We start from the raw sequence: 24,900 nt of genomic DNA, 5'->3' as shown, positions 1-24,900 counted from the left end.
GAGTCGTTTAGCTCCCTTTGCCTAATAAATCATGGTGGTAATCGCCCGCAGGATAGCGGAACGGCACCGGGCCGTCAGCGATGCCATCAATGAACTGGCGCACGCGCGGATCGCTATTTTCACGCAGCGATTGCGCGCTGCCGTGGGCAACGATTTTCTTATCCGCCACGATGTAGGCGTAATCCGCAATGCTCAGCACTTCCGGTACGTCGTGCGATACCACAATGCAGGTCACTCCCAGGGTACTATTCAGCTCTGAGATAAGTTTAACCAATACGCCCATGGTGATGGGATCCTGTCCGACGAAAGGTTCATCAAACATGATCAGATCCGGCTCAAGGGCAATCGCCCGCGCCAACGCCGCGCGCCGCGCCATCCCGCCGGAGAGTTCCGAAGGCATCAGTTTCGCCGCGCCGCGTAGCCCAACCGCCTCCAGCTTCATCATGACGGTGGTGTGCAGTAGCGCATCCGGCAACTGAGTATGTTCGCGCAGCGGGTAAGCTACGTTATCAAACACGTTCATATCGGTGAATAGCGCGCCGGACTGAAACAGCATGCTCATGCGTTTACGCACGGTATACAGCCGCGAGCGCGTCATTTGCGGCACGTTTTCGCCGTCAAACAGGATCTCGCCGCTGTCGGGCGGGATCTGGCCGCCGATCAAACGCAGCAGGGTCGTCTTGCCGATCCCCGATGGCCCCATAATGGCGGTAATCTTGCCGCGAGGCACCGATAGCGAGATATCATCGAAGATGACGCGGTCGCCCCGAGAGAAACGAATACCGCGAACCTCGACTAAATTCGCCAGAGTTTGGCTCATAAAATCATCCTTACTAAACCTTCGGGCTAAGCATGGCGCTTTCTTTCACCACAAACCCAACATTTTTACAGAATCTTACCTGCCCGGGTTAGCGAAAGCTGGCATTTGTTTTACTTTTGCCACACATAAAGTCAAAATTAAGAATTCGTTACGCTGCGTACGGACGGCCAGCGAGGCGACGATTATACCTGAAGAAAGGACTTTAGATGCTCTTAGCAACGGCTCTGTTAATAATTGGTTTACTGCTGGTAGTTTACAGCGCCGATCGTCTGGTATACGCCGCTTCAATACTGTGTCGCATGATGGGGATCCCGCCGCTCATCATCGGCATGACGGTCGTGAGCATCGGTACCAGCCTGCCGGAGATCATCGTTTCCACCGCCGCCTCCCTTCACGGGCAAACCGATCTGGCGATCGGTACGGCGTTGGGATCCAATATTACGAATATTCTATTAATTCTCGGTCTTGCCGCCCTGCTCCATCCATTTACCGTGCATTCTGATATCCTGCGCCGCGAATTGCCGCTAATGTTGCTGGTCAGTTTACTGGCGGGATTTGTGCTCTACGATGGCCAGCTCTCGCGTCTGGACGGGCTGTTTTTACTGGCGCTGGCCATACTGTGGCTGGTGTTTACCCTAAAAATAGCGCGCCTGGCGGAACGTCAGGGTAGCGATAGCCTGACCCGGGAACAGCTGGCGGAGCTACCGCGCGGCGGTTCGCTACCCGTCGCCCTGCTGTGGCTTGGGGTGGCGATGATCGTCATGCCGATGGCCACCCGTATGGTGGTGGATAATGCCACGGTGTTGGCGAACTATTTCGCCATTAGCGAACTGACGGTGGGCTTAACGGTCATTGCTATCGGCACCAGCCTGCCGGAACTGGCCACCGCTATCGCCGGCGCACGAAAAGGGGAAGACGATATCGCCATCGGGAATATCATTGGCGCCAATATCCTTAATCTCGTGCTGGTGCTCGGGCTGCCGGCGTTAATCGCCCCTGGCGCCTTCCCTGCTGAAGCTTTTACGCGCGACTACAGCGTGATGCTGCTGGTCAGCGCGATCTTCGCGCTGCTGTGCTGGCGGCGTAAACGGCAGCCGGGGCGCGTAGCGGGCGCCTTGCTGGTCGGCGGCTTTATGGTTTGGTTGGCGGTGCTGTTCTGTTCAGCGCCGTACTTCGTTGAATGAATTGGGGTAACATCATGTCGCAAATAGATTTGCCAACGGATTTTGACTTTCAACAGGCAGGACGTCAGGTTCTGGAAATTGAACGTGAAGGTCTGGCCCAGCTCGATCAGTATATTAATGAAGATTTCACCCGCGCCTGTGAGACGATTTTCCGCTGCGGCGGTAAGGTCGTAGTGATGGGTATGGGCAAATCCGGGCATATCGGGCGCAAAATGGCGGCGACCTTCGCCAGTACCGGCACCTCGGCTTTTTTTGTCCATCCCGGTGAAGCCGCTCACGGCGATTTGGGGATGGTGACGCCGCAGGATGTGGTCATCGCGTTATCTAATTCCGGTGAATCTAATGAAATCCTGGCGTTGATTCCGGTGCTTAAACGCCAGCAGGTGCCGCTTATCTGCGTCACCAGCCGTCCGGATAGCAGCATGGCGCGCGCCGCCGATATTCATCTGTGTGTGAAAGTGCCGAAAGAGGCCTGTCCACTAGGTCTGGCGCCGACCTCCAGCACCACCGCCGCGCTGGTGATGGGTGACGCCCTCGCCGTGGCGCTGCTCGAAGCGCGCGGCTTTACCGCCGAAGATTTCGCCCTGTCGCACCCCGGCGGCGCACTCGGTCGTAAGCTGCTGCTGCGGGTCAATGATATTATGCATACTGGCGACGAGATCCCCCACGTCGGCCTGCAGGCTACCCTGCGCGACGCGCTGCTGGAAATCACCCGCAAAAATCTGGGCATGACGGCCATCTGCGATGACGAGATGAATATCATCGGCATCTTCACCGATGGCGACCTGCGCCGCGTCTTCGATACCGGCGTCGATATGCGCAACGCCAGCATCGCTGAAGTCATGACCCCAGGCGGGATCCGCATTCGTCCAGGCATGCTGGCGGTAGATGCGCTCAACCTGATGCAGTCCCGCCATATCACCTGCGTGCTGGTTGCCGATGGCGACCGGCTGCTAGGTGTGGTACATATGCACGATCTGCTGCGCGCTGGCGTAGTGTAAGTAAGGATAAAATAATGAATAATGCTGATGCCCAGGTCGACACCTGCTACGGGCCGGTAAGCCAGGAATTTATCGACCGGGCGGCGAAGATCCGTTTACTGATCCTCGACGTCGACGGCGTGCTTTCCGACGGTCTTATCTATATGGGCAACAACGGCGAAGAGCTGAAAGCGTTTAACGTCCGCGATGGCTACGGGATCCGCTGCGCGCTGACTTCCGGTATTGAAGTCGCGATTATTACCGGGCGAAAAGCTAAACTGGTAGAAGATCGCTGCCAGACGTTGGGCATTACGCATCTGTATCAAGGTCAGTCCGATAAGCTGTTGGCGTTTCGTGAATTATTAAGCAAACTGGCGGTTCGCCCGGATGAAGTCGCTTATATTGGCGACGATCTGATCGACTGGCCGGTAATGGCGGAAGTCGGTTTAAGCGTCGCCGTCGCCGATGCGCATCCGCTGCTGCTCCCGCGGGCGAATTACGTCACGCGAATTAACGGCGGACGCGGCGCGGTACGCGAAGTCTGCGATTTGTTACTATTGGCGCAGGGCAAGCTTGATGAGGCCAAAGGGCAATCAATATGAGTAAAACCAGACGTTGGGTTATCATCTTACTATCGCTGGTCGCGTTGATCCTGATCGGCCTGAACCTGGCAAGTACGGACGACACCGCGACCGTCGCGGTCAATCCTAACGATCCGACGTATAAAAGCGAGCATACCGATACCGTGGTGTACAGCCCGGAAGGCGCGCTGAGCTATCGTCTGATAGCCGAGCATGTCGAATACTTTTCCGAACAAGAAGTATCGTGGTTCACCAATCCGGTGATGACCACCTTTGATACCAATAAGGTTCCGACCTGGTCAATCAGAGCGGATAAAGCCAAGTTAACCAACGACCGTATGCTGTATCTTTACGGCCATGTTGAGGTCGACGCGTTGAGCCCCGACTCTCAACTGCGCAAAATTACCACCGATAACGCGCAGGTAAACCTGGTGACCCAGGATGTAACCTCTGACGATATGGTGACGTTGTACGGAACAACATTTAATTCCAGCGGCCTGAAAATGCGCGGGAACCTACGCAGCAAAAATGCCGAGCTGATTGAAAAGGTTAGAACCTCTTATGAAATTCAGAACAAACAAACTCAGCCTTAACATTGCGCTCGCAAGCGCGCTTCTGGCCGCCAGCCTGCCGGCTCTGGCAAAAACCGGCGATACCGATCAGCCGATTCACATCGAGTCCGATCAGCAGTCGTTGGATATGCAGGGCAACGTCGTGACCTTCACCGGCAACGTGGTCGTCACCCAGGGGACCATTAAAATCAATGCCGACAAAGTCGTGGTTACCCGCCCTGGCGGTGAAAAAGGCAAAGAGGTGATCGACGGTTTCGGCAATCCGGCCACCTTCTATCAGATGCAGGACAACGGCAAGCCGGTGAAAGGCCGCGCGTCGAAAATGCATTATGAACTGCAGAACGATTTCGTGGTGCTGACCGGCAACGCGCATCTGGAACAGCTGGATAGCAATATTCAGGGCGACAAAATCACCTATCTGGTGAAAGAGCAGAAAATGCAGGCCTTCAGCAACAAAGGCGGTCGCGTGACTACGGTGCTGGTACCTTCGCAGTTGCAGGACAAAAGCGGCGATCAGCAGAAGAAAGGTAAGTAATCCGTTATGGCAACATTAACTGCAAAAAATCTCGCCAAAGCCTACAAAGGCCGCCGCGTGGTGGAAGACGTCAGCCTGACCGTCAACTCCGGTGAAATCGTCGGCCTGCTGGGCCCGAACGGCGCCGGTAAGACCACCACCTTTTATATGGTGGTGGGCATCGTGCCGCGCGACGCCGGCAACATCATCATTGACGATGAAGATATCAGCCTGCTGCCGCTACATGCCCGCGCGCGGCGCGGCATCGGTTACCTGCCGCAGGAAGCCTCTATTTTCCGCCGCCTGAGCGTCTACGATAATCTGATGGCGGTGCTACAGATCCGCGACGATCTCAGCAGCGAGCAGCGTGAAGATCGCGCTAAAGAGCTGATGGAAGAGTTCCACATTGAACACCTGCGCGATAGCCTGGGCCAGGCGCTCTCCGGCGGTGAACGCCGCCGCGTCGAAATCGCCCGCGCGCTGGCGGCGAACCCGAAATTCATCCTGCTGGATGAACCGTTCGCCGGGGTTGACCCTATCTCTGTTATCGATATTAAACGCATCATCGAACACCTGCGCGACAGCGGGCTGGGCGTACTCATTACTGACCATAACGTCAGGGAGACGCTGGCGGTCTGTGAACGAGCTTATATCGTGAGCCAGGGCCATCTCATCGCCCACGGCACCCCGCAGCAAATCCTTGAAGACGAGCAGGTTAAACGCGTGTACCTTGGGGAAGACTTCAGACTCTGATAGGGTAGAGGTTATAGACGTTTTAGCCGGAGATATTGACCCTGAACATGAAGCAAGGTTTGCAATTAAGGCTAAGCCAACAGCTTGCCATGACGCCCCAACTGCAGCAGGCCATCCGCTTGTTGCAGCTGTCCACGTTAGAACTCCAGCAAGAACTCCAGCAGGCGCTGGAGAGTAACCCGTTGCTTGAGCAAACCGATCTTCACGAAGAGGTTGAAACCACAGAAGCCGAGGACCGCGAGTCTCTGGATACCGTCGACGCGCTCGAACAAAAAGAGATGCCGGACGAGCTCCCGCTGGACGCCAGCTGGGATGAAATCTACACCGCCGGCACGCCGTCGGGTAATGGCGTCGACTACCAGGACGATGAACTGCCGATCTATCAGGGTGAGACCACCCAAAGCCTGCAGGATTATATGATGTGGCAGGTCGAGCTCACGCCATTCACCGATACCGACCGCGCGATAGCCACCTCCATCGTCGATGCCGTTGACGAGACCGGCTACCTCACTATTTCCATTCAGGACATTGTCGACAGTATCGAAGATGATGAAATTGGTCTTGAGGAAGTTGAAGCGGTACTCAAGCGCGTACAGCGTTTCGATCCGGTCGGCGTCGCCGCCAGGGATCTCCGTGACTGCCTGCTGATCCAGCTTTCACAATTTGCCAAAGAGACGCCGTGGCTGGAAGAAGCCCGGTTGATTATCAGCGAGCATCTTGATCTCCTGGCCAACCACGATTTCCGTAGCCTGATGCGCGTCACTCGCTTGAAAGAAGACGTTCTGAAAGAGGCGGTTTGCCTGATCCAGTCGCTGGATCCGCGCCCGGGTCAGTCCATTCAAACCAGCGAGCCGGAATACGTGATCCCGGATGTACTGGTGCGCAAGGTTAACGGCCGCTGGGTCGTCGAGCTCAATTCCGACAGCATTCCGCGGCTGAAGATTAATCAGCAATACGCGGCGATGGGCAATAATGCGCGCAACGACGCCGACAGCCAGTTTATCCGCAGCAACCTGCAAGAAGCCCGCTGGCTGATTAAGAGCCTTGAGAGCCGTAACGATACCCTGCTGCGCGTCAGCCGCTGCATCGTCGAACAGCAGCAGGCCTTCTTTGAGCAGGGTGAAGAATTTATGAAACCGATGGTGCTGGCGGATATCGCCCAGGCCGTCGAGATGCATGAATCAACCATTTCACGCGTTACCACGCAAAAATATCTGCACAGTCCACGCGGTATTTTTGAGTTGAAGTATTTCTTCTCCAGCCACGTCAATACCGAAGGCGGCGGCGAAGCCTCGTCTACCGCCATTCGTGCGCTGGTGAAGAAGTTAATCGCCGCGGAGAACCCCGCGAAGCCGTTGAGCGACAGCAAGCTCACCACCATGCTCTCCGATCAGGGTATTATGGTGGCGCGGCGCACTGTTGCTAAGTACCGAGAGTCTTTATCCATTCCGCCGTCAAACCAGCGCAAACAACTGGTCTGACACAACCGATAAGGAAGACACTATGCAGCTCAACATTACAGGACACAACGTCGAGATCACTCCCGCCATGCGCGACTTCGTCACTACGAAGTTCAGCAAACTGGAGCAGTTTTTCGATAGGATCAACCAGGTCTATATTGTGTTAAAAGTAGAGAAGGTGACGCAAATCGCGGACGCCAATTTGCATGTCAACGGTGGCGAAATCCATGCCAGTGCGGAAGGGCAGGATATGTATGCTGCTATCGATGGTCTTATCGATAAGCTGGCAAGACAGTTAACAAAACATAAAGATAAACTGAAACAACACTAATTGTCCGGGCGATCGCCCTTATCCGCAGCCCGCGGATAAGGGCAGCTCAGGTGAAATTATGATGAACAACGATTCCGCTCTACAACTGAGCAATGTCCTTAACCAGGATTGTACCCGTAGCCAGGTTCACTGCCAGAGCAAGAAACGCGCGCTGGAAATCATCAGCGAACTGGCGGCGAAGCAGCTAGGTTTACCGCCGCAGGTGGTCTTTGAAGCGATCCTGACCCGTGAAAAAATGGGCAGTACCGGGATCGGCAACGGCATTGCGATCCCTCACGGCAAGCTTGAAGAGGATACCCTGCGCGCCGTTGGCGTATTTGTGCAGTTGGAAACGCCGATCGCCTTCGATGCGATCGACAATCAGCCGGTCGATCTGCTGTTTGCGCTACTGGTGCCGGCCGATCAAACCAAAACCCATCTGCATACGCTCTCGCTGGTCGCCAAACGTCTGGCGGACAAAACCATCTGCCGCCGCCTGCGCGCTGCGGTGAGCGATGAAGAGTTGTATGAGATCATCACCGAAGCAGGAAGCAGCGATGACGCTTAACGTGAGTCGCGTTTTAACCTTTATCGTACTGAGGAGAAACGGTACATGGTACTGATGATCGTCAGCGGCCGCTCTGGCTCGGGGAAATCCGTCGCCCTGCGAGCGCTGGAAGATATGGGCTTCTACTGTGTGGATAACCTGCCGGTAGTGCTGTTGCCTGAGCTGGCGCGAACGCTGGCCGACCGCGATATCTCCGCGGCCGTCAGCATTGACGTGCGCAATATGCCGGAATCACCGGAAATCTTTGAACAAGCGATGCAGAATCTGCCGGAATCCTTCTCCCCGCAGCTGCTGTTCCTTGATGCCGACCGTAACACCCTGATCCGCCGCTACAGCGATACCCGTCGCTTACATCCGCTCTCCAGCAAGAATCTGTCGCTTGAAAGCGCGATCGACGAAGAGAGCGATCTGCTTGAGCCGCTGCGCTCCCGTGCGGATCTGATCGTCGATACTTCCGAAATGTCGGTGCATGAACTGGCCGAGATGCTGCGTACCCGCCTGTTAGGTAAACGCGAGCGTGAATTGACGATGGTCTTTGAATCATTCGGCTTCAAACACGGTATCCCTATCGATGCCGATTACGTATTTGACGTCCGCTTCCTGCCAAACCCGCACTGGGATCCGAAGCTGCGCCCCATGACCGGCCTCGATAAACCGGTCGCCGCCTTCCTCGATCGCCATACGGAAGTGCATAACTTTATTTACCAGACGCGTAGCTATCTGGAGCTATGGTTGCCGATGCTGGAAACCAATAACCGCAGCTATCTGACGGTGGCCATTGGTTGTACCGGCGGTAAGCATCGCTCGGTCTATATTGCCGAACAGCTGGCTGACTACTTCCGTTCGCGCGGTAAGAACGTGCAATCTCGTCACCGGACGCTGGAAAAACGTAAATCATGACCGTCAAGCAAACCGTTGAAATCACCAACAAGCTGGGCATGCACGCGCGCCCGGCAATGAAGCTTTTCGAGCTGATGCAGAATTTCGATGCGGAAGTGTTGCTACGCAACGACGAAGGCACCGAAGCGGAAGCCAACAGCGTTATCGCCCTGCTGATGCTGGATTCCGCCAAAGGACGCCAAATTGAAGTTGAGGCCAGCGGCCCGCAGGAAGTCGAAGCGCTGGCGGCGGTGATTGCGCTGTTCAACGCCGGGTTTGATGAAGACTAAGCATCTCCCGGCGGGATTGCGGTTAATGCAGCTTATTGGCCTGCATAAAGCCTTCGCCGCCTAACTGACGCATCTGGCGCAGGATCCATGCCTGTCGGCTGCGAACATAACCTGATGGCGCATCGGCGCGAAACCGAATCGGGTTCGGTAATACCGCCGCCAGCAGCGCGGCCTCTGCAGGGGTTAAACGGCTGGCCGGCTTATGAAAATAGCGCTGAGCCGCCGCTTCTACGCCGAAAATACCGTCGCCAAACTCGGCAATATTCAAGTACACGGTAAGAATGCGCTTCTTGCTCCAGACCGTTTCAATGCCGACCGTCAGCCCCACTTCCAGCCCCTTGCGCAACCAGCTACGGCCATCCCATAAAAACAGGTTTTTTGCCGTCTGCTGCGACAGCGTCGACGCGCCGCGAATTCGATTTTCATTCCGTTCGTTGTGCGCCAGCGCTTTTTCGATTGCCGGCACGTCAAAACCCCAGTGGTCGGGGAATTTCTGATCTTCAGCAGCAATCACCGCCAGCCCCATCCAGGGGGAAATCTCGTCCATGCCAACCCAGTCAGAATGGGCGACATAATGGAAATCACCGGAGAACCAGGCGCTAACCTGGCGCTCCAGCATCACCGCTGAGAACGGCACCGGCAGGACGCTGAATACGGCGATACCGCCGCCCCAGAACACCACACAGACCAGCAGCAGGCGTAACAGCAGGCGCTTAATCATCGCCAGCGGCGCAACACGCTTACTCATTCAGCGAGAACCAGTACGCGATCGACCAGTTTCTCAATACCGCTGGCGGCCTCGGCAATATTCTGCGCCAGCATATAAGCAGGCGTGGTCACCACTTTGTTGTCTTCATCGACCACGATGTCGTCAACCGGGCACGGCACGTGCTCCGCGCCCATCTCTTCCAGCACCTCGGCAGTATCCGGATCGGTACCGATGGTTATCCGCAGCGGCGTCGGGAAAATCTTCGGCAACAGCGCCGGCGCGATACACATAAAGCCCAGCGGCTTACCCGCTTCGTGCATCGCCAGCGTTAACGCCTGCAGATCGCGATCAACAACGCATTCACTTCCCTGGGCGGCAAAATTACTCAGGTTTTTCGCCGCGCCAAAGCCACCTGGCACAACCAGCGCATCCAGCTCGTCCGCGCGGGCGCTGGCCAAAGGCTGAATAGCGCCGCGCGCCAGGCGCGCCGCTTCAATCAGCACATTGCGGCTTTCCGCCATCGTTTCGCCGGTCAGATGGTTGATCACGTCGGTTTGCGCCTTATCCGGCGCAAAGCAAACCGCCTGCGCGCCGCGACGCGCAATGGCCAACAGGGTAATGACCGCTTCATGGATTTCTGCGCCGTCGTAAACACCACAGCCGCTTAGTACCACGCCAATCTTCTTCATCTTGCTAACCCCTTAGCGCAACTCTATGAAACAAGTAAATAATTTTGATTTACTCGCTATGCTTCACATATTTTACCGATTCACGTAACAAAATATTTATGGTTTGCTATCTTAATGAGCGAGCAAGCCAAATCCTCAGGTTGCGCCGTGTAAAAAAATCACTCGAACAATCCTGGCTCAACAACCAGTTCCCTGGTGTTGGCGCAGTATTCGCGCACCCCGGTTTATCCGGGGTCATTTTTTATCCGCCGCCGCAATCCAGGCCTTCAGTACCGCAACATCGTTTTGCCACTCGGATTTCATCTCTTCTACCCACTCGCCGACGTTGTCTTCCCAGGCGGGTAAATCTGGCGTTTGGATCTGCTGCCCTAATTGCTGGATATGGCGCAAGCCTATCGACCCCGCCGCGCCCTTAATTTTATGGCCTTCATCGACGATACCTTTCTGGTCGCGCGCGGTGAGATTCGATTCCAGCACGGACATGTAGCCCGGCATCATCTTCTCGAACACCGCCAGCCCGTCGGTAATCAGCTTCGGTCCCACCAGCTCAATATATTGTTCCAGCATGTCGGTATCCAGTACCGATGCCGATTTCGCCACATCCACCGCAGGCGCCTCATGGCCATCGTCTTCCGGCGCATCCCAGAATTTCTTGATGATCGCGGTTAACGCCGGTACCGACAGCGGCTTGCTCAGTACATCATCCATGCCGGCATCAAGGTACTCTTTTTTGTCCTTCAGGACGTTGGCGGTCAGCGCCACCAGCGGCGGCAACTCATCGGCGGCATAGCGTTGTTTTAGCTGTCGCGAGATATCGAGGCCGGTCATGTCCGGTAGCTGAATGTCCAGCAGCACCAGGTCGTATTCGCCGGGTTCGAACATCTCCAGCGCGGCTTTACCTGTCATCGCCACGTCCACGCTGTTGCCCAATTTTTCCAGCACCGAACGGGCGACAATCACGTTCAGTTCGATATCTTCCACCAGCAGCACATTCAGCGCCGGCAGCGGCATATCGTCTTCGGCCAGCGTATCTTCAACTTCATCAGCTACCGCCTGCGCGTGTACGGTCAAGGTAAACGTCGCCCCCTGCCCCGGCTGGCTGGTCACGCTGATATCGCCACCCATATTGCGCGCCAGCCGGCGCGATACCGCCAGCCCGATACCGGTACCGGTTGCCGGTTTACCGCCGTGGCTGTCTTTCACCTGATAATACATGGCGAAAATTTTGTCCTGCTCCGCCTGCGGGATACCGATACCGGAGTCCTCGACTTCGAAGTGCAGCATATCGCCTTCGTCATAGCGGACGCGCACGGTGACATTGCCCTGTTGGGTAAACTTCACCGCATTGCTGATCAGGTTCCACAGGATCTGCCGCAGACGCGTGCCATCGGTTATCACCTTATGCGGCAGCGGCTGGGTTGGCTCCATCACAAAGCGCAAACCTTTCTGCTGCGCCTGCAGGCCTGAGAGGTTCTCCAGATCGGCAAGGAAGCTGGTAAAATCCACCTCCTGATTATCAAGCTGAACTTTGCGCCGCTCCATCTTATCCATATCGATAATATCGTTGAAGATATTCCCCAGCGTCACCGCTGAAACATGGATAGTTTTCAGATATTTTTCCTGCTCGTTGGTCAATTCAGTATCCAGCAGGATGCGGCTGAGCCCAACGATGCCATTGAGCGGCGTACGCAGCTCGTGGCTGATGGTTGAGATAAAGGTGGTCTTGTCCCGGCTGGCGCGCTCCAACGCGTCCTGATAGCGCTTACGCTCGGTAATATCGCGGCCAAAGCCCATCAGGCCACGGCGCTTGCCCACGCGGTCATAGTAGGGGACCTTGCGGATCTCAAAGCAGGCTTTACGCCCATCGGGATAATCGAGCCATTGTTCGTAGGTCAGCGAGACATTATGGCGGAAGACTTTCTCATCGGTCTCCAGCACTTTCACCGCGGCTTCTTCGCTATAGACATCCTGCGGCTTGAGGTGAATCAACTGCTTTTCGCTTTTACCGGTCAACAGCTCCATCGCCCGGTTACAGCCGGAGAACTCTTTATCTTCGTTACGATAGAAAACCAGATCCGGTGAGGCATCAAGGAAAGAGCGCAGGAAAGAGGATTGTTGCTCTAGCTGAATTTGCGTCTCTTCGCGCTCTTTCATCTCTATTTTCAGCTGTTCCAGCGTGGTTTCGCGCTCCGCTTCCGCTTTTTCACGTTCGCCAATTTCCTGGTTCAACTGGGCGATATTATCCTTGAGCTGTACGTTAAGCTTAAGATCGCGCTCGCGCATCTCTTCCAGCTTTTCCACCAGCCGCGAGAGGCGCTGACGCGACTCTTCCAGCTGTTCGACCACCACTGACAGAAAATAGACCGCCCAGGGGGTAATCAGCAGCCCGAAGAAGATAGAGCGGATGACATCAATACTCTCCACCTGTCCATGCAGCACCATCGTGACGGCCATCTGCACCACGATAGCCAGCACCACCAGCGCCAGAGCCAACAGCATTGAAAAGCGCACCAGACCTAACTTCATCATCAGGTCGACATAGTACTGCGCCAGCATACGAATTTGCTTCATGAGGGATTCCTTATCGCCAACTCCGCACAATAATACCCAATTCTGAACATTACGCTGTAAGTTGTGCAAAAAATGCGGAGGTAATCAGCCGTTAAGGAAGTGGAACATCAGGCAGGCTGGATCCACGGCGTCCCCAATGCCGACCCCTGAACGCCATGGGTATTAAGGTATTTGTCCAACTCGACCATACCGGTCCAGCGGTTTTCGCACCACAGCGGCGCCAGTAGCGTCGGGCGGCGGGCGCTGGCCGAGATGCGATGGTAAATCACCTCCGGCGGGGTATGGCGAATCATCTCACCGGCGGTGATCGTATAATCATCCAGCGCAATACCGTTCAGGCGACCCGCCTGCCAGGCTTTCGCCATGATGCTGCCGGTCACGATGTGCAGCGGGTGCAGTTTGATGCCATCGACGCCGGTGTCGACCACCCGTTGCAGGGTGTGCAGGCACTGCTGCTGGGTTTCACCCGGCAGGCCGACGATAAGATGCGCGCAGACCTTTAATCCGCGCTCGCGCGCCAGTCGGGTGGTGCGCTGGTAGCAGGCAAAGTCATGGCCGCGATTGATACGATGCAGCGTTTTATCATGCGCGGTCTGCAATCCCAGCTCCAGCCAGATTTCATAGCCCTGCTCCCGATATTCGCTGAGCAGGTCCAGCACCGCATCGGGAACGCAGTCGGGGCGGGTGCCGACGCACAGCCCCACGATATTCGCCTGGTTCACCGCCTGCTGATACATTGAACGCAGCAACTGTACTTCGGCAAAGGTGCTGGTATAAGCCTGAAAATAGGCGAGATAACGTTTCGCGCGGTTGACCAACTGCGCCTGGTGCGCCAGCTGATCGGCAATCGAACGGTACTGCTGGGCCTCGTCGGCGAAGGAGGCGACATTACAAAATGTGCAGCCGCCGCGGCCAATTGTGCCATCCCGGTTCGGGCAGCTAAATCCACCATGCAGCGTCAGTTTATGAACCTTTTCGCCGTAGCGGCGCGTAAGATCCCCACCAAACATGTTGACTAATTTTTGTAACTGCATAATCTGATAGACCGGCCTCAAGAAAGGGGCCAAGCCTGCCATTTTTAGCCTCCGACGGCGATGACCTGGATCAATCGTCAGCGCGGCCGCTTACCTCATTGCATATTAAATCAAAATAAACGCGGTTTCATTCACACCCGCGGTAATAACATTTACTTATACTTCAATGCTGAGTTTCAATTATCTTTGTCGCAGCAAAAAACAGTTTTATTTCCTGCCATTAAGACAACCAGCAGTCAAATATTCCGCCATAAAAATACAATTCAGCACAGAAAGGTAATCTTAGGCTACGGATATAGTGAGACAGATCACACTAGATTACGCATCCCTGAGAGTTTATATGCCTTTAAAAAAACAACAATTCTTTTTAAAATCATAAAATTAAACACCTCTTAGCACACTTTTGTATAAATAAGATTGCCATTTGACGTAAGTGTGGATTCTCGCTAAGTTGGGAATCCGCTGGAAGCTTTCTGGATGAGCGCTCTGCTCATCATATTTATGCAGTAATTGAGATTCCCTCTTAATAGCAAGTCCTCAAACTTGTGTACCGATGCGAAAAGGATTTAAAGAGGGCGAATGCGAGGTAGGCAAAGATGCCCTTACCCCGTCGCCATGCTCTTGCTGTGCCTTGCGCGCAATCGATTAAGGGGGCGTCCCGTAGAGCCTGGGGAGGTTCACTGATATGTTGTACGACAAATCCCTTGAGCGGGATAACTGTGGTTTCGGCCTGATCGCCCACATAGAAGGCGAACCTAGCCACAAGGTAGTGCGCACCGCTATACACGCACTGGCCCGAATGCAGCACCGCGGCGCGATCCTGGCCGATGGTAAAACCGGCGACGGTTGCGGCCTGCTGTTACAAAAACCCGATCGTTTCTTCCGGATTGTGGCGGAAGAGCGCGGCTGGCGCTTAGCCAAAAACTACGCCGTCGGGATGCTGTTCCTGAATAAAGACCCCGAGCTGGCAAGCGCTGCGCGCCGTATCGTTGAAGAAGAGCTGCAACGCGAAACATTGTCTATCGTTGGCTGGCGCGATGTGCCAACCAATGAAGGCGTGCTCGGTGAAATCGCCCTCTCCTCGCTGCCTCGTATTGAACAAATTTTTGTTAACGCGCCGGCAGGCTGGCGTCCGCGCGATATGGAACGCCGTCTGTTCATCGCGCGCCGCCGCATTGAAAAGCGCCTGCAGGAAGACAAAGATTTCTACGTTTGTAGCCTGTCGAACCTGGTTAATATCTATAAAGGTCTATGTATGCCGGCGGATTTGCCGCGCTTCTACCTGGACCTCGCGGACCTGCGTCTGGAATCCGCCATCTGCCTGTTCCACCAGCGCTTCTCCACCAATACCGTGCCGCGCTGGCCGCTGGCGCAGCCTTTCCGCTATCTGGCGCACAATGGTGAAATCAATACCATCACCGGTAACCGCCAGTGGGCCCGCGCCCGTACCTATAAATTCCAGACTCCGCTGATCCCCGATCTGCATGACGCCGCGCCGTTCGTCAACGAAACCGGCTCTGATTCAAGCTCGATGGATAATATGCTGGAACTGCTGCTGGCAGGCGGGATGGATATCGTCCGCGCGATGCGCCTGCTGGTACCGCCAGCCTGGCAGAATAACCCGGACATGGATCCGGAATTGCGCGCGTTCTTCGATTTTAACTCCATGCATATGGAGCCGTGGGACGGCCCGGCGGGCATCGTCATGTCCGACGGTCGCTACGCCGCCTGTAACCTCGACCGTAACGGTCTGCGTCCGGCGCGCTACGTCATCACCAAAGACAAACTCATCACCTGCGCGTCTGAAGTCGGTATCTGGGACTACCAGCCTGATGAGGTGATGGAAAAAGGCCGCGTTGGGCCTGGCGAGCTGATGGTCATCGATACCCGCAGCGGGCGCATTCTGCACTCGGCGGAAACCGATAACGATCTAAAAAGCCGCCATCCGTACAAAGAGTGGATGGAGAAAAACGTCCGCCGTCTGGTGCCGTTCGAAGACCTGCCGGAAGAAGAAGTCGGCAGCCGTCAGTTGGATGATGACACGCTCGCCAGCTACCAGAAACAGTTTAACTACAGCGCCGAAGAGCTGGACTCCGTACTGCGCGTCCTGGGGGAAAACGGCCAGGAAGCGGTCGGTTCGATGGGCGATGATACCCCATTCGCCGTGCTCTCCAGCCAGCCGCGTATCATTTATGATTATTTCCGCCAGCAGTTCGCCCAGGTGACAAACCCGCCGATCGATCCGCTGCGTGAAGCGCACGTGATGTCGCTGGCCACCAGCATCGGCCGTGAAATGAACGTCTTCTGCGAAGCGGAAGGCCAGGCGCACCGCCTGAGCTTCAAATCGCCGATCCTGCTGTACTCCGACTTTAAACAGCTGACCACCATGGAAGAGGAGCATTATCGCGCCGACACCCTGGATATTACCTTTGATGCCAACGAAACCACGCTGGCCGAGACGGTAAAAGCGCTGTGCGATAAAGCGGAACAGATGGTACGTAACGGCACCGTACTGCTGGTGCTGTCCGACCGCAACATCGCGAAAGACCGTCTGCCGGTACCGGCGCCGATGGCCGTTGGCGCCATCCAGACGCGCCTCGTCGATAAGAGCCTGCGCTGCGACGCTAACATCATCGTCGAAACCGCCAGCGCCCGCGATCCGCACCACTTTGCGGTGCTGCTGGGCTTTGGCGCGACGGCTATCTATCCATATCTTGCCTATGAAACCCTGGCGAAGCTGGTGGATAGCAAAGCTATCGATAAAGAATACCGTACGGTGATGCTGAACTACCGTAACGGCATCAACAAAGGCCTGTACAAAATCATGTCGAAGATGGGGATCTCGACCATCGCCTCCTACCGCTGCTCGAAGCTGTTCGAAGCGGTCGGTCTGCATCGCGACGTGGCCGACCTCTGCTTCCAGGGCGTAGTGAGCCGCATCGGCGGCGCCGGTTTCGATGACTTCCAGCAGGACCTGCTGAATCTGTCGAAACGCGCATGGCTGGCGCGTAAACCGCTGGCTCAGGGCGGTTTGCTGAAATATGTCCACGGCGGCGAATATCACGCCTACAACCCGGACGTCGTTCGCACCCTGCAGCAGGCGGTTCAGAGCGGCGAATACCGTGATTATCAGGAATACGCGAAGCTGGTTAACGAACGCCCGGCAGCCACGCTGCGCGATCTGCTGGCGCTCAACCCAGGCGATGAAGCCATAAGCATCAATGAAGTGGAATCAGCGAAAGAGCTGTTTAAACGCTTCGATACCGCGGCCATGTCGATCGGCGCGCTGAGCCCGGAAGCGCACGAATCACTGGCGGAAGCGATGAACAGCATCGGCGGCTTCTCCAACTCCGGTGAAGGCGGTGAAGACCCGGCGCGCTACGGCACCAACAAAGTCTCGCGTATTAAGCAGGTGGCTTCAGGTCGGTTCGGCGTTACCCCAGCCTACCTGGTGAATGCCGACGTAATCCAGATTAAAGTCGCCCAGGGCGCGAAACCCGGTGAAGGCGGACAGTTGCCGGGTGACAAAGTGACGCCTTATATCGCCAAACTGCGTTATTCGGTACCTGGCGTGACGCTGATCTCCCCGCCGCCGCACCACGATATTTACTCTATCGAGGATCTGGCGCAGCTGATTTTCGACCTCAAGCAGGTCAATCCGAAGGCGATGATTTCCGTCAAACTGGTTTCCGAGCCGGGTGTCGGCACCATCGCCACCGGCGTGGCGAAAGCCTACGCAGACCTAATCACTATCGCCGGCTACGATGGCGGTACCGGGGCGAGCCCGCTTTCATCGGTGAAATATGCCGGCTGTCCGTGGGAACTTGGCCTGGTGGAAACCCAGCAGGCGCTGGTCGCCAACGGCCTGCGTCATAAAATTCGCCTGCAGGTAGACGGCGGCCTGAAAACCGGCCTCGATATCATCAAAGCGGCGATCCTTGGCGCGGAAAGCTTCGGCTTCGGCACCGGCCCGATGGTCGCGCTGGGCTGTAAATACCTGCGTATCTGTCACCTGAACAACTGCGCCACCGGCGTGGCGACCCAGGATGACAAACTGCGTAAGAACCACTACCACGGCCTGCCATTCAAAGTGACCAACTACTTTGAATTCATCGCCCGCGAAACCCGCGAGCTGATGGCGCAGCTGGGCGTGAAGCGTCTGGTGGACCTGATCGGCCGCACCGACCTGCTGAAAGAACTGGAAGGCTTTACGGCGAAACAGCAGAAACTGGAGCTCGGCAAACTGCTGGAAACCGCTGAGCCGCTGCCGGGCAAAGCGCTGTACTGCACCGAGAGCAACCCGCCGTTCGATAACGGCGTGCTCAACGCGCAGCTGCTGCAGCAGGCGAAGCCGTATGTGGATAACAAACAGAGCAAAACGTTCTGGTTCGATATTCGCAACACCGACCGTTCCGTTGGCGCGTCGTTGTCCGGTTATATCGCCCAGACTCACGGCGACCAGGGGCTGGCCGCCGACCCGATTACCGCCCACTTTAGCGGTACCGCGGGCCAGAGCTTCGGCGTCTGGAACGCCGGCGGCGTTGAGCTGCACCTGACCGGCGACGCCAACGACTACGTGGGGAAAGGGATGGCGGGCGGTCTGCTGTCGATTCGTCCTCCGGTCGGCTCCGCCTTCCGTAGCCATGAAGCAAGTATCATTGGCAACACCTGTCTGTATGGCGCGACCGGCGGTCGTCTGTACGCGGCAGGACGCGCGGGCGAACGCTTTGCGGTACGTAACTCCGGCGCCATCACCGTGGTGGAAGGCATCGGCGACAACGGCTGTGAATACATGACCGGCGGCATCGTCTGTATCCTGGGGAAAACCGGCGTGAACTTCGGCGCAGGTATGACCGGCGGCTTTGCTTACGTCCTGGATGAAGATGGCGACTTCCGTAAACGCGTTAACCCTGAACTGGTGGAAGTTCTGGACGTGGACACGCTGGCTATCCATGAGGAGCACCTGCGTGGCTTAATTACCGAACACGTTCAGCTTACCGGTTCGCAGCGCGGCGAAGAGATCCTCGCCAACTGGCCGGCCTTCGCGGCGAAGTTTGCGCTGGTTAAACCGAAGTCCAGCGATGTTAAAGCACTGTTGGGTCACCGTAGTCGTTCCGCAGCTGAGCTGCGGGTGCAGGCGCAGTAAGGGGTTAAGATGAGTCAGAACGTATACCAATTTATCGACCTGCAGCGCGTTGATCCGCCAAAGAAACCGCTGAAGATCCGTAAAATTGAATTTGTAGAAATTTACGAGCCGTTTTCAGAAGGCCAGGCCAAGGCGCAGGCAGATCGCTGCCTCTCCTGCGGCAACCCGTACTGCGAATGGAAATGTCCGGTGCACAACTACATCCCTAACTGGCTGAAACTGGCCAACGAGGGGCGTATTTTTGAAGCGGCCGAACTGTCGCATCAGACCAACACCCTGCCGGAAGTCTGCGGACGTGTCTGCCCGCAGGACCGGCTGTGCGAAGGTTCCTGTACCCTGAACGATGAGTTCGGCGCGGTAACCATCGGCAACATTGAGCGCTATATCAATGATAAGGCGTTTGAGATGGGCTGGCGTCCGGACTTGTCCGGCGTGAAGCAAACCGGTAAAACCGTCGCCATTATCGGCGCCGGTCCGGCAGGCCTGGCCTGCGCGGATGTGCTGACCCGTAACGGCGTAAAGGCGATCGTTTTCGATCGTCATCCGGAAATCGGCGGTCTGCTGACCTTCGGCATCCCGGCGTTTAAGCTGGAAAAAGAGGTGATGACCCGCCGCCGTGAGATCTTCACCGGCATGGGGATTGAGTTCCGGCTCAATACCGAAGTGGGCCGTGACGTCCAACTCGACGATCTGCTGAAAGAGTACGATGCCGTATTTCTGGGCGTGGGCACCTACCAGTCCATGCGCGGCGGACTGGAAAACGAAGATGCCAACGGCGTGTATGACGCACTGCCGTTCCTTATCGCCAACACCAAACAGATCATGGGCTTTGGCGAAACGGCGCACGAACCGTTCGTCAGTATGGAAGGCAAACGCGTGGTGGTTCTCGGCGGCGGCGACACCGCGATGGACTGCGTGCGGACCTCGGTTCGTCAGGGGGCGGCGCACGTTATCTGCGCCTATCGTCGTGACGAAGAAAACATGCCGGGTTCCAAACGCGAAGTGAAAAACGCGCGTGAAGAGGGTGTCGAATTCCAGTTCAACGTCCAGCCGCTGGGCGTGGAAGTGAATGCCAACGGCAAAGTGTGCGGCGTGAAAATGGCGCGTACCGAAATGGGCCAGCCGGATGCGAAAGGCCGCCGTCGCGCGGAAATCGTCGCCGGTTCCGAGCACGTGGTGCCGGCAGACGCGGTGGTGATGGCGTTTGGTTTCCGTCCACACAGCATGGAATGGCTGGCGAAACATAGCGTCGAGCTGGATTCTCAGGGCCGCATCATCGCCCCGGAAGGCAGCGACAACGCGTTCCAGACCAGCAACCCGAAAATCTTTGCCGGCGGCGATATCGTTCGCGGCTCAGACCTGGTGGTAACGGCGATTGCCGAAGGCCGTAAAGCGGCGGACGGGATCCTCAACTATCTTGAAGTCTGATTAGACCCTGAGTCTCAACGCAGAAAAGCCCGATGGTTAACGCTATCGGGCTTTTTTTATGCTTGATCGTGGTTAAGCAGGAGCAAAAAAAACAGGCCCCGGAGGGCCTGTCAGGCATTACTTCACAACGCGCAGCGCCGGACGACCACCGCGCGGCGGCGGCGGCGTGTCGTCAGGATCGTCATCGTGATTATCCGGCTTATCGCCATCAATCACCGACATCACCGTTTCGTTTTCGCTCTCAGACACGACGTCATCATCGTTGAGGCTGCTGACATCTTCGTCATAGGCCGCTTCAGGTTCAAACATCGTTCCTGCGCCGTTCTCACGGGCATAGATAGCGAGTACCGCAGCCAGCGGCACGGAAACGTTGCGCGGTACGCCGCCGAAGCGAGCATTAAAGCGCACTTCGTCATTCGCCAGTTCCAGATTGCCCACCGCACGCGGCGCAATATTCAGAACGATTTGGCCGTCGCGAGCGTACTCCATCGGCACGAGAACGCCTGGCAGCGTCACATCGACGACCAGGTGCGGAGTCAGCTGGTTATCCAGCAGCCACTCATAGAACGCCCGCAGCAGGTACGGGCGACGCGGCGTCAGCTGTGAGACATCCATTATTTAGCCCCGGCCGAGGCGCATTTCACGCTCGGCTTCAGTTAAAGAAGCGAGGAAAGAATCACGTTCGAAGACGCGAGTCATATAGCCCTTAAGCTCTTTCGCGCCAGCACCCACCAGTTCTACGCCGAGAACCGGCAAACGCCACAGCAGCGGAGCCAGGTAGCAATCGACCAGGCTGAATTCGTCGCTCAGGAAGTAAGGCTTCTGAGTAAAGACCGGCGCAATCGCCTGCAGTTCTTCACGCAGTTGCTTACGAGCGGCATCAGCCTGGGCCGCGGTACCGGTCTGGATGGTATTCATCAGCGAATACCAGTCTTTCTCGATACGTTGCATGTACAGACGGCTTTCACCACGCGCCACCGGGTAAACCGGCATTAGCGGCGGATGCGGGAAACGCTCATCCAGGTATTCCATAATGATGCGGGATTCCCACAGAGTGAGCTCACGATCCACCAGCGTCGGGACGCTTTGATTCGGGTTGAGGTCAATCAGATCCTGAGGCGGGTTATCCTTCTCCACGTGCTCTATCTCAAAACTGACACCTTTTTCGGCCAGCACGATGCGGACCTGATGGCTATAGATGTCAGTAGGACCAGAAAACAGCGTCATTACCGAACGTTTGTTGGCAGCGACAGCCATGAAAACCTCCAGGTATATTCAGAATTTTTACTGCTGCCGACCACGCATGGCCAGCCAGATGTATAAACCCCATTCGCACGGCGACGATATGTTCATTGATTAACTAAAAAATGAACAACCACCAGCATTTGGGCAGAAAATTGGATGATAGTTTACCAGATTTTGCGGACGTTGTGGTGAGGGTATTCTGGAAATGCTGAAAAAGTGGTAAGAACAGACCATTTCTTTGTGGATAACAGCCGTTTTATCCATAAAAAAACCCGCCGAAGCGGGTTTTTTCGCAAATTGTTCTGCGTGAGCAGAAAACAATTAACGTTTGGAGAACTGCGGACGACGACGTGCTTTACGCAGACCGACTTTCTTACGTTCAACCTGACGAGCGTCACGAGTAACGAAGCCAGCTTTACGCAGTTCAGAACGCAGGGACTCGTCGTACTCCATCAGAGCGCGGGTGATACCGTGACGGATCGCACCAGCCTGACCAGAGATACCACCACCTTTAACAGTGATGTACAGATCCAGTTTCTCAACCATGTCGACCAGTTCCAGCGGCTGACGAACTACCATGCGGGCAGTTTCACGACCGAAGTACTGTTCCAGCGAACGCTGGTTGATTACGATTTTGCCGTTGCCCGGTTTGATGAAAACGCGAGCTGCGGAACTTTTGCGGCGACCAGTGCCGTAGTATTGATTTTCAGCCATTGCCTATAATCCCGATTAGATGTCAAGAACTTGCGGTTGCTGTGCCGCGTGGTTGTGCTCGTTACCAGCGTAAACTTTCAGTTTACGGTACATAGCACGACCCAGCGGGCCTTTTGGCAGCATGCCTTTAACCGCGATTTCAATCACACGCTCAGGACGGCGGGCAATCATCTCTTCAAAGGTCGCTTCTTTGATACCACCGATGTGGCCGGTGTGGTGGTAGTACATTTTGTCTTCGCGCTTGTTGCCGGTTACAGCAACTTTTTCTGCGTTCAGAACGATGATGTAATCACCAGTATCAACGTGCGGAGTGTATTCCGCTTTGTGCTTACCGCGCAGGCGACGAGCCAGTTCAGTAGCCAGACGGCCCAGAGTTTTACCGGTCGCGTCAACAACATACCAGTCGCGTTTTACGGTTTCTGGTTTAGCTGTAAAAGTTTTCATTAAAAGCTTACCCAAATAAATAAGTTACACGTTGGTGAACACCCAAACGTTTAGTCAGTTGAGGTTCACACGACAAAGTCCGGCAAACCTACCCCTTCGAATAGCCTATGCCAGCACATAGAAGATTTCGGGAAAAAAAACCTTCTCGTAACGTGGGGTCGCAAGATTATAGAGAAGTAGGGGCCAAAGATCGACCCCTTTATGTGATTTGCAGCAGGTTTTTCTCAATGTGAGAAGAAGGCTGGATTCAGGGCATGTGCGGTTGTTTCAGATACTCTTCGCTTTGCATTTCCTGCAGGCGCGATAAACAGCGCTGGAACTCAAACTTCAAGCGTTCGCCCTGATAGATCTCATACAGCGGCACCGCCGCGCTAACCACCAGTTTTACGTGACGTTCGTAGAATTCATCCACCAGCGCGATAAAGCGCCGCGCTTCGCTCTCAAGATGCGTCGTCATCACCGGCACATCGAACAACATCACGGTATGGAACAGGCGTGACAGCGCGATGTAATCATGCTGGCTGCGCGCATCCACGCACAGCGTGTCGAACGACGCCGCCAAAGTCTGGTTTTCCACGCCTAACGTCGGCAGCGGCCGGTGGTTAATTTCCAGCGTCGGCATCTGCTCGCGTTTGGCTCCCGCCAGCGCCAGCCAGAGTTTATCCATTTGCTGGCTGGTCTCGCCATTGAGCGGCGACAGCCACAGATGCGCCTGGGTTAATGTGCGCAGGCGGTAATCAATCCCCGCATCGACGTTCATAATGTCGCAATGCTGTTTGATGGCGTCTATCGCCGGCAGGAAACGCGCACGCTGCAGACCATTGCGGTAGAGCTCGTCCGGCGGGATGTTTGAGGTAGCAACCAGCGTAATCCCACGCGAGAACAGCGCTTTCATTAAGCCGCCGAGCAGCATGGCATCGGTGATGTCGGAGACAAAAAACTCGTCAAAGCACAACACATCGGTTTGCGCTTTAAAGCGATCGGCAACGATCTCCAGCGGGTCGCTATGCCCCTGCAAGGTAGTTAACTCTTCGTGTACGCGCAGCATAAAGCGATGGAAATGCAGGCGCTGTTTACGCTCGCCCGGCAGGCTTTGATAAAACATATCCATCAGCCAGGTTTTGCCGCGCCCAACGCCGCCCCACATATACAGGCCGCGTACGGCGGTCGCTTCCGCCGCCGGTTCGCGTTTGCCGAGCAGTTTGCTGAATTTCGCCCGCAGCCCGCCGCCAGCAGGCGCTGCGGCTACAGGTTTTTCCTGCAGTTCACGATAGATGGTATCGAGGCGACTGACCGCTTCTTGTTGCACGTCGTCGGGTTGATGGCTGCCCTCTTTGAGAGCTAAAAGGTAACGCGATGTTGGGGACAGGCTTTGCATGATCTTATTGTTATTCCTTGAAAACCGTGGCGCCGTGGCCCACGATTGACGAAAAAAAGGCGGTTCTACAGTACGCGATGATACGCCAGGATTCCACTTCTGTGGAATTAGCGGTTATAGTGGCACTATCGGGCGCAGGCGGAGAGCCTAACAGCCACCCTACGGAACCACAAAACAACGGGAGATGTTCATGACCTGGGAATACGCGCTAATTGGATTAGTCGTCGGTATCATCATCGGTGCCGTCGCCATGCGTTTTGGTAACCGCAAATTGCGTCAGCAACAAGCGCTGCAGTTCGAACTGGAAAAGAATAAAGCAGAGCTTGAAGAGTATCGCGAAGAGCTGGTCAGCCATTTTGCGCGCAGCGCAGAACTGCTGGACAACATGGCGGATGACTACCGTCAGCTGTATCAGCACATGGCAAAAAGCTCCAGCAGCCTGCTGCCGGACGCGATGGCGGAAGCCAATCCGTTCCGCAATCGCCTGGCGGAGTCCGAAGCCAGCAACGATCAGGCGCCGGTACAGATGCCGCGCGATTATTCTGAAGGTGCATCCGGCCTACTGCGCGGTGGCGCGAAACGCGACTGATCCCGCTGTCTGCGTAAAAATATTTACCGGGCGCGCCTTCCG

At 55.9% G+C, this 24,900-nt stretch carries 24 protein-coding genes; 14 read left to right on the top strand and 10 right to left on the bottom strand.

Annotation, left to right across the window (positions count from 1 at the left end; translation table 11 throughout):
* Positions 1-7 precede the first annotated feature (7 nt).
* A complete protein-coding gene (mlaF, locus tag ABLV07_RS02455; RefSeq protein WP_015369499.1) occupies positions 8-820 on the bottom strand; it encodes a phospholipid ABC transporter ATP-binding protein MlaF in 813 nt (270 codons plus the stop codon).
* A 206-nt stretch (positions 821-1,026) separates the two neighbouring features.
* Here mlaF and ABLV07_RS02450 point away from each other — a divergent pair, with 206 nt between their 5' ends.
* The 11 genes from ABLV07_RS02450 to npr are packed head-to-tail and all read left to right on the top strand — an operon-like array spanning position 1,027 to position 8,911.
* The gene (locus tag ABLV07_RS02450; RefSeq protein ID WP_015369498.1) at positions 1,027-2,004 is read left to right on the top strand and encodes a calcium/sodium antiporter; all 978 of its coding nucleotides are present in this window, start codon (positions 1,027-1,029) and stop codon (positions 2,002-2,004) included.
* Between the two features lie 14 nt (positions 2,005-2,018).
* Positions 2,019-3,005, top strand: a complete 987-nt coding sequence (gene kdsD, locus ABLV07_RS02445) for an arabinose-5-phosphate isomerase KdsD (protein ID WP_015369497.1) — start codon at positions 2,019-2,021, stop codon at positions 3,003-3,005.
* Positions 3,006-3,019: 14 nt separating this feature from the next.
* Complete coding sequence (gene kdsC, locus ABLV07_RS02440; protein ID WP_015369496.1) at positions 3,020-3,586, top strand: 3-deoxy-manno-octulosonate-8-phosphatase KdsC; 567 nt, start codon at positions 3,020-3,022, stop codon at positions 3,584-3,586.
* A complete protein-coding gene (lptC, locus tag ABLV07_RS02435) occupies positions 3,583-4,158 on the top strand; it encodes an LPS export ABC transporter periplasmic protein LptC (RefSeq protein WP_015369495.1) in 576 nt (191 codons plus the stop codon). Before kdsC ends, lptC begins: the two co-directional genes overlap by 4 nt.
* Positions 4,127-4,672, top strand: a complete 546-nt coding sequence (gene lptA / locus ABLV07_RS02430) for a lipopolysaccharide ABC transporter substrate-binding protein LptA (protein WP_015369494.1) — start codon at positions 4,127-4,129, stop codon at positions 4,670-4,672. Before lptC ends, lptA begins: the two co-directional genes overlap by 32 nt.
* 6 nt (positions 4,673-4,678) lie before the next feature.
* Positions 4,679-5,404, top strand: coding sequence for an LPS export ABC transporter ATP-binding protein (gene lptB / locus ABLV07_RS02425; RefSeq protein WP_004206203.1), 726 nt, complete (start codon positions 4,679-4,681; stop codon positions 5,402-5,404).
* Positions 5,405-5,451: 47 nt separating this feature from the next.
* The gene (gene rpoN / locus ABLV07_RS02420) at positions 5,452-6,885 is read left to right on the top strand and encodes an RNA polymerase factor sigma-54 (protein ID WP_086630562.1); all 1,434 of its coding nucleotides are present in this window, start codon (positions 5,452-5,454) and stop codon (positions 6,883-6,885) included.
* A gap of 22 nt (positions 6,886-6,907) precedes the next feature.
* Positions 6,908-7,195: a ribosome hibernation promoting factor gene (gene hpf, locus ABLV07_RS02415; RefSeq protein ID WP_004125711.1), complete on the top strand. Its 288-nt coding sequence runs from the start codon at positions 6,908-6,910 to the stop codon at positions 7,193-7,195.
* A 58-nt stretch (positions 7,196-7,253) separates the two neighbouring features.
* A complete protein-coding gene (ptsN, locus tag ABLV07_RS02410) occupies positions 7,254-7,742 on the top strand; it encodes a PTS IIA-like nitrogen regulatory protein PtsN (RefSeq protein WP_015369492.1) in 489 nt (162 codons plus the stop codon).
* Positions 7,743-7,787: 45 nt separating this feature from the next.
* Complete coding sequence (gene rapZ / locus ABLV07_RS02405; protein ID WP_015369491.1) at positions 7,788-8,642, top strand: RNase adapter RapZ; 855 nt, start codon at positions 7,788-7,790, stop codon at positions 8,640-8,642.
* The gene (gene npr, locus ABLV07_RS02400; RefSeq protein ID WP_002918431.1) at positions 8,639-8,911 is read left to right on the top strand and encodes a PTS phosphocarrier protein NPr; all 273 of its coding nucleotides are present in this window, start codon (positions 8,639-8,641) and stop codon (positions 8,909-8,911) included. The genes rapZ and npr overlap by 4 nt, the downstream gene beginning before the upstream one ends.
* 22 nt (positions 8,912-8,933) lie before the next feature.
* Here the strand turns inward: npr and mtgA are convergent, their stop codons facing one another.
* From mtgA to ABLV07_RS02380, 4 genes are all read right to left on the bottom strand, one after another.
* Positions 8,934-9,659: a monofunctional biosynthetic peptidoglycan transglycosylase gene (mtgA, locus tag ABLV07_RS02395; RefSeq protein WP_045377990.1), complete on the bottom strand. Its 726-nt coding sequence runs from the start codon at positions 9,657-9,659 to the stop codon at positions 8,934-8,936.
* On the bottom strand, positions 9,656-10,309 hold the full coding sequence (elbB, locus tag ABLV07_RS02390; protein ID WP_020077831.1) for an isoprenoid biosynthesis glyoxalase ElbB: 654 nt from the start codon (positions 10,307-10,309) through the stop codon (positions 9,656-9,658). The genes mtgA and elbB overlap by 4 nt, the downstream gene beginning before the upstream one ends.
* 234 nt (positions 10,310-10,543) lie before the next feature.
* Positions 10,544-12,880, bottom strand: a complete 2,337-nt coding sequence (gene arcB / locus ABLV07_RS02385) for an aerobic respiration two-component sensor histidine kinase ArcB (RefSeq protein WP_015369488.1) — start codon at positions 12,878-12,880, stop codon at positions 10,544-10,546.
* Between the two features lie 107 nt (positions 12,881-12,987).
* Entirely contained in the window at positions 12,988-13,914 is a 927-nt protein-coding gene (locus ABLV07_RS02380; protein ID WP_015703610.1) for a TIGR01212 family radical SAM protein, read from the bottom strand.
* Positions 13,915-14,599: 685 nt separating this feature from the next.
* On the opposite strand from ABLV07_RS02380, the gene gltB reads away from it, so the two are divergent.
* The gene (gltB, locus tag ABLV07_RS02375; protein WP_015703611.1) at positions 14,600-19,060 is read left to right on the top strand and encodes a glutamate synthase large subunit; all 4,461 of its coding nucleotides are present in this window, start codon (positions 14,600-14,602) and stop codon (positions 19,058-19,060) included.
* 9 nt (positions 19,061-19,069) lie between these two features.
* Entirely contained in the window at positions 19,070-20,488 is a 1,419-nt protein-coding gene (gene gltD, locus ABLV07_RS02370) for a glutamate synthase subunit GltD (RefSeq protein ID WP_015369485.1), read from the top strand.
* 117 nt (positions 20,489-20,605) lie between these two features.
* Here the strand turns inward: gltD and sspB are convergent, their stop codons facing one another.
* The 5 genes from sspB to zapE form a co-directional block, all read right to left on the bottom strand.
* Positions 20,606-21,103, bottom strand: coding sequence for a ClpXP protease specificity-enhancing factor (gene sspB, locus ABLV07_RS02365; protein ID WP_015369484.1), 498 nt, complete (start codon positions 21,101-21,103; stop codon positions 20,606-20,608).
* A 3-nt stretch (positions 21,104-21,106) separates the two neighbouring features.
* Positions 21,107-21,745, bottom strand: a complete 639-nt coding sequence (gene sspA / locus ABLV07_RS02360; protein WP_015369483.1) for a stringent starvation protein SspA — start codon at positions 21,743-21,745, stop codon at positions 21,107-21,109.
* Positions 21,746-22,054: 309 nt separating this feature from the next.
* Complete coding sequence (gene rpsI / locus ABLV07_RS02355; RefSeq protein WP_000829818.1) at positions 22,055-22,447, bottom strand: 30S ribosomal protein S9; 393 nt, start codon at positions 22,445-22,447, stop codon at positions 22,055-22,057.
* Positions 22,448-22,462: 15 nt separating this feature from the next.
* Complete coding sequence (rplM, locus tag ABLV07_RS02350) at positions 22,463-22,891, bottom strand: 50S ribosomal protein L13 (protein WP_002918559.1); 429 nt, start codon at positions 22,889-22,891, stop codon at positions 22,463-22,465.
* Between the two features lie 247 nt (positions 22,892-23,138).
* Entirely contained in the window at positions 23,139-24,269 is a 1,131-nt protein-coding gene (gene zapE, locus ABLV07_RS02345; protein WP_015703612.1) for a cell division protein ZapE, read from the bottom strand.
* Between the two features lie 190 nt (positions 24,270-24,459).
* Between zapE and zapG the strand changes: the two genes are divergently transcribed.
* Positions 24,460-24,858, top strand: coding sequence for a Z-ring associated protein ZapG (zapG, locus tag ABLV07_RS02340; protein WP_015703613.1), 399 nt, complete (start codon positions 24,460-24,462; stop codon positions 24,856-24,858).
* Positions 24,859-24,900 lie beyond the last annotated feature (42 nt).

Source organism: Klebsiella sp. CN_Kp097, from assembly GCF_040064495.1.
In the GTDB taxonomy this organism is placed as follows: Bacteria; Pseudomonadota; Gammaproteobacteria; order Enterobacterales; family Enterobacteriaceae; genus Klebsiella; species Klebsiella aerogenes.
This window is presented reverse-complemented; position numbering and strand designations above follow the sequence as displayed.

What these genes read in the sequence shown, in the direction of transcription:
- mlaF (WP_015369499.1), bottom strand. Translation starts at nt 820, where the DNA reads ATGAGCCAAACTCTGGCGAATTTAGTCGAGGTTCGCGGTATTCGTTTC.
- ABLV07_RS02450 (WP_015369498.1), top strand. Translation starts at nt 1,027, where the DNA reads ATGCTCTTAGCAACGGCTCTGTTAATAATTGGTTTACTGCTGGTAGTT.
- kdsD (WP_015369497.1), top strand. Translation starts at nt 2,019, where the DNA reads ATGTCGCAAATAGATTTGCCAACGGATTTTGACTTTCAACAGGCAGGA.
- kdsC (WP_015369496.1), top strand. Translation starts at nt 3,020, where the DNA reads ATGAATAATGCTGATGCCCAGGTCGACACCTGCTACGGGCCGGTAAGC.
- lptC (WP_015369495.1), top strand. Translation starts at nt 3,583, where the DNA reads ATGAGTAAAACCAGACGTTGGGTTATCATCTTACTATCGCTGGTCGCG.
- lptA (WP_015369494.1), top strand. Translation starts at nt 4,127, where the DNA reads ATGAAATTCAGAACAAACAAACTCAGCCTTAACATTGCGCTCGCAAGC.
- lptB (WP_004206203.1), top strand. Translation starts at nt 4,679, where the DNA reads ATGGCAACATTAACTGCAAAAAATCTCGCCAAAGCCTACAAAGGCCGC.
- rpoN (WP_086630562.1), top strand. Translation starts at nt 5,452, where the DNA reads ATGAAGCAAGGTTTGCAATTAAGGCTAAGCCAACAGCTTGCCATGACG.
- hpf (WP_004125711.1), top strand. Translation starts at nt 6,908, where the DNA reads ATGCAGCTCAACATTACAGGACACAACGTCGAGATCACTCCCGCCATG.
- ptsN (WP_015369492.1), top strand. Translation starts at nt 7,254, where the DNA reads ATGATGAACAACGATTCCGCTCTACAACTGAGCAATGTCCTTAACCAG.
- rapZ (WP_015369491.1), top strand. Translation starts at nt 7,788, where the DNA reads ATGGTACTGATGATCGTCAGCGGCCGCTCTGGCTCGGGGAAATCCGTC.
- npr (WP_002918431.1), top strand. Translation starts at nt 8,639, where the DNA reads ATGACCGTCAAGCAAACCGTTGAAATCACCAACAAGCTGGGCATGCAC.
- mtgA (WP_045377990.1), bottom strand. Translation starts at nt 9,659, where the DNA reads ATGAGTAAGCGTGTTGCGCCGCTGGCGATGATTAAGCGCCTGCTGTTA.
- elbB (WP_020077831.1), bottom strand. Translation starts at nt 10,309, where the DNA reads ATGAAGAAGATTGGCGTGGTACTAAGCGGCTGTGGTGTTTACGACGGC.
- arcB (WP_015369488.1), bottom strand. Translation starts at nt 12,880, where the DNA reads ATGAAGCAAATTCGTATGCTGGCGCAGTACTATGTCGACCTGATGATG.
- ABLV07_RS02380 (WP_015703610.1), bottom strand. Translation starts at nt 13,914, where the DNA reads ATGCAGTTACAAAAATTAGTCAACATGTTTGGTGGGGATCTTACGCGC.
- gltB (WP_015703611.1), top strand. Translation starts at nt 14,600, where the DNA reads ATGTTGTACGACAAATCCCTTGAGCGGGATAACTGTGGTTTCGGCCTG.
- gltD (WP_015369485.1), top strand. Translation starts at nt 19,070, where the DNA reads ATGAGTCAGAACGTATACCAATTTATCGACCTGCAGCGCGTTGATCCG.
- sspB (WP_015369484.1), bottom strand. Translation starts at nt 21,103, where the DNA reads ATGGATGTCTCACAGCTGACGCCGCGTCGCCCGTACCTGCTGCGGGCG.
- sspA (WP_015369483.1), bottom strand. Translation starts at nt 21,745, where the DNA reads ATGGCTGTCGCTGCCAACAAACGTTCGGTAATGACGCTGTTTTCTGGT.
- rpsI (WP_000829818.1), bottom strand. Translation starts at nt 22,447, where the DNA reads ATGGCTGAAAATCAATACTACGGCACTGGTCGCCGCAAAAGTTCCGCA.
- rplM (WP_002918559.1), bottom strand. Translation starts at nt 22,891, where the DNA reads ATGAAAACTTTTACAGCTAAACCAGAAACCGTAAAACGCGACTGGTAT.
- zapE (WP_015703612.1), bottom strand. Translation starts at nt 24,269, where the DNA reads ATGCAAAGCCTGTCCCCAACATCGCGTTACCTTTTAGCTCTCAAAGAG.
- zapG (WP_015703613.1), top strand. Translation starts at nt 24,460, where the DNA reads ATGACCTGGGAATACGCGCTAATTGGATTAGTCGTCGGTATCATCATC.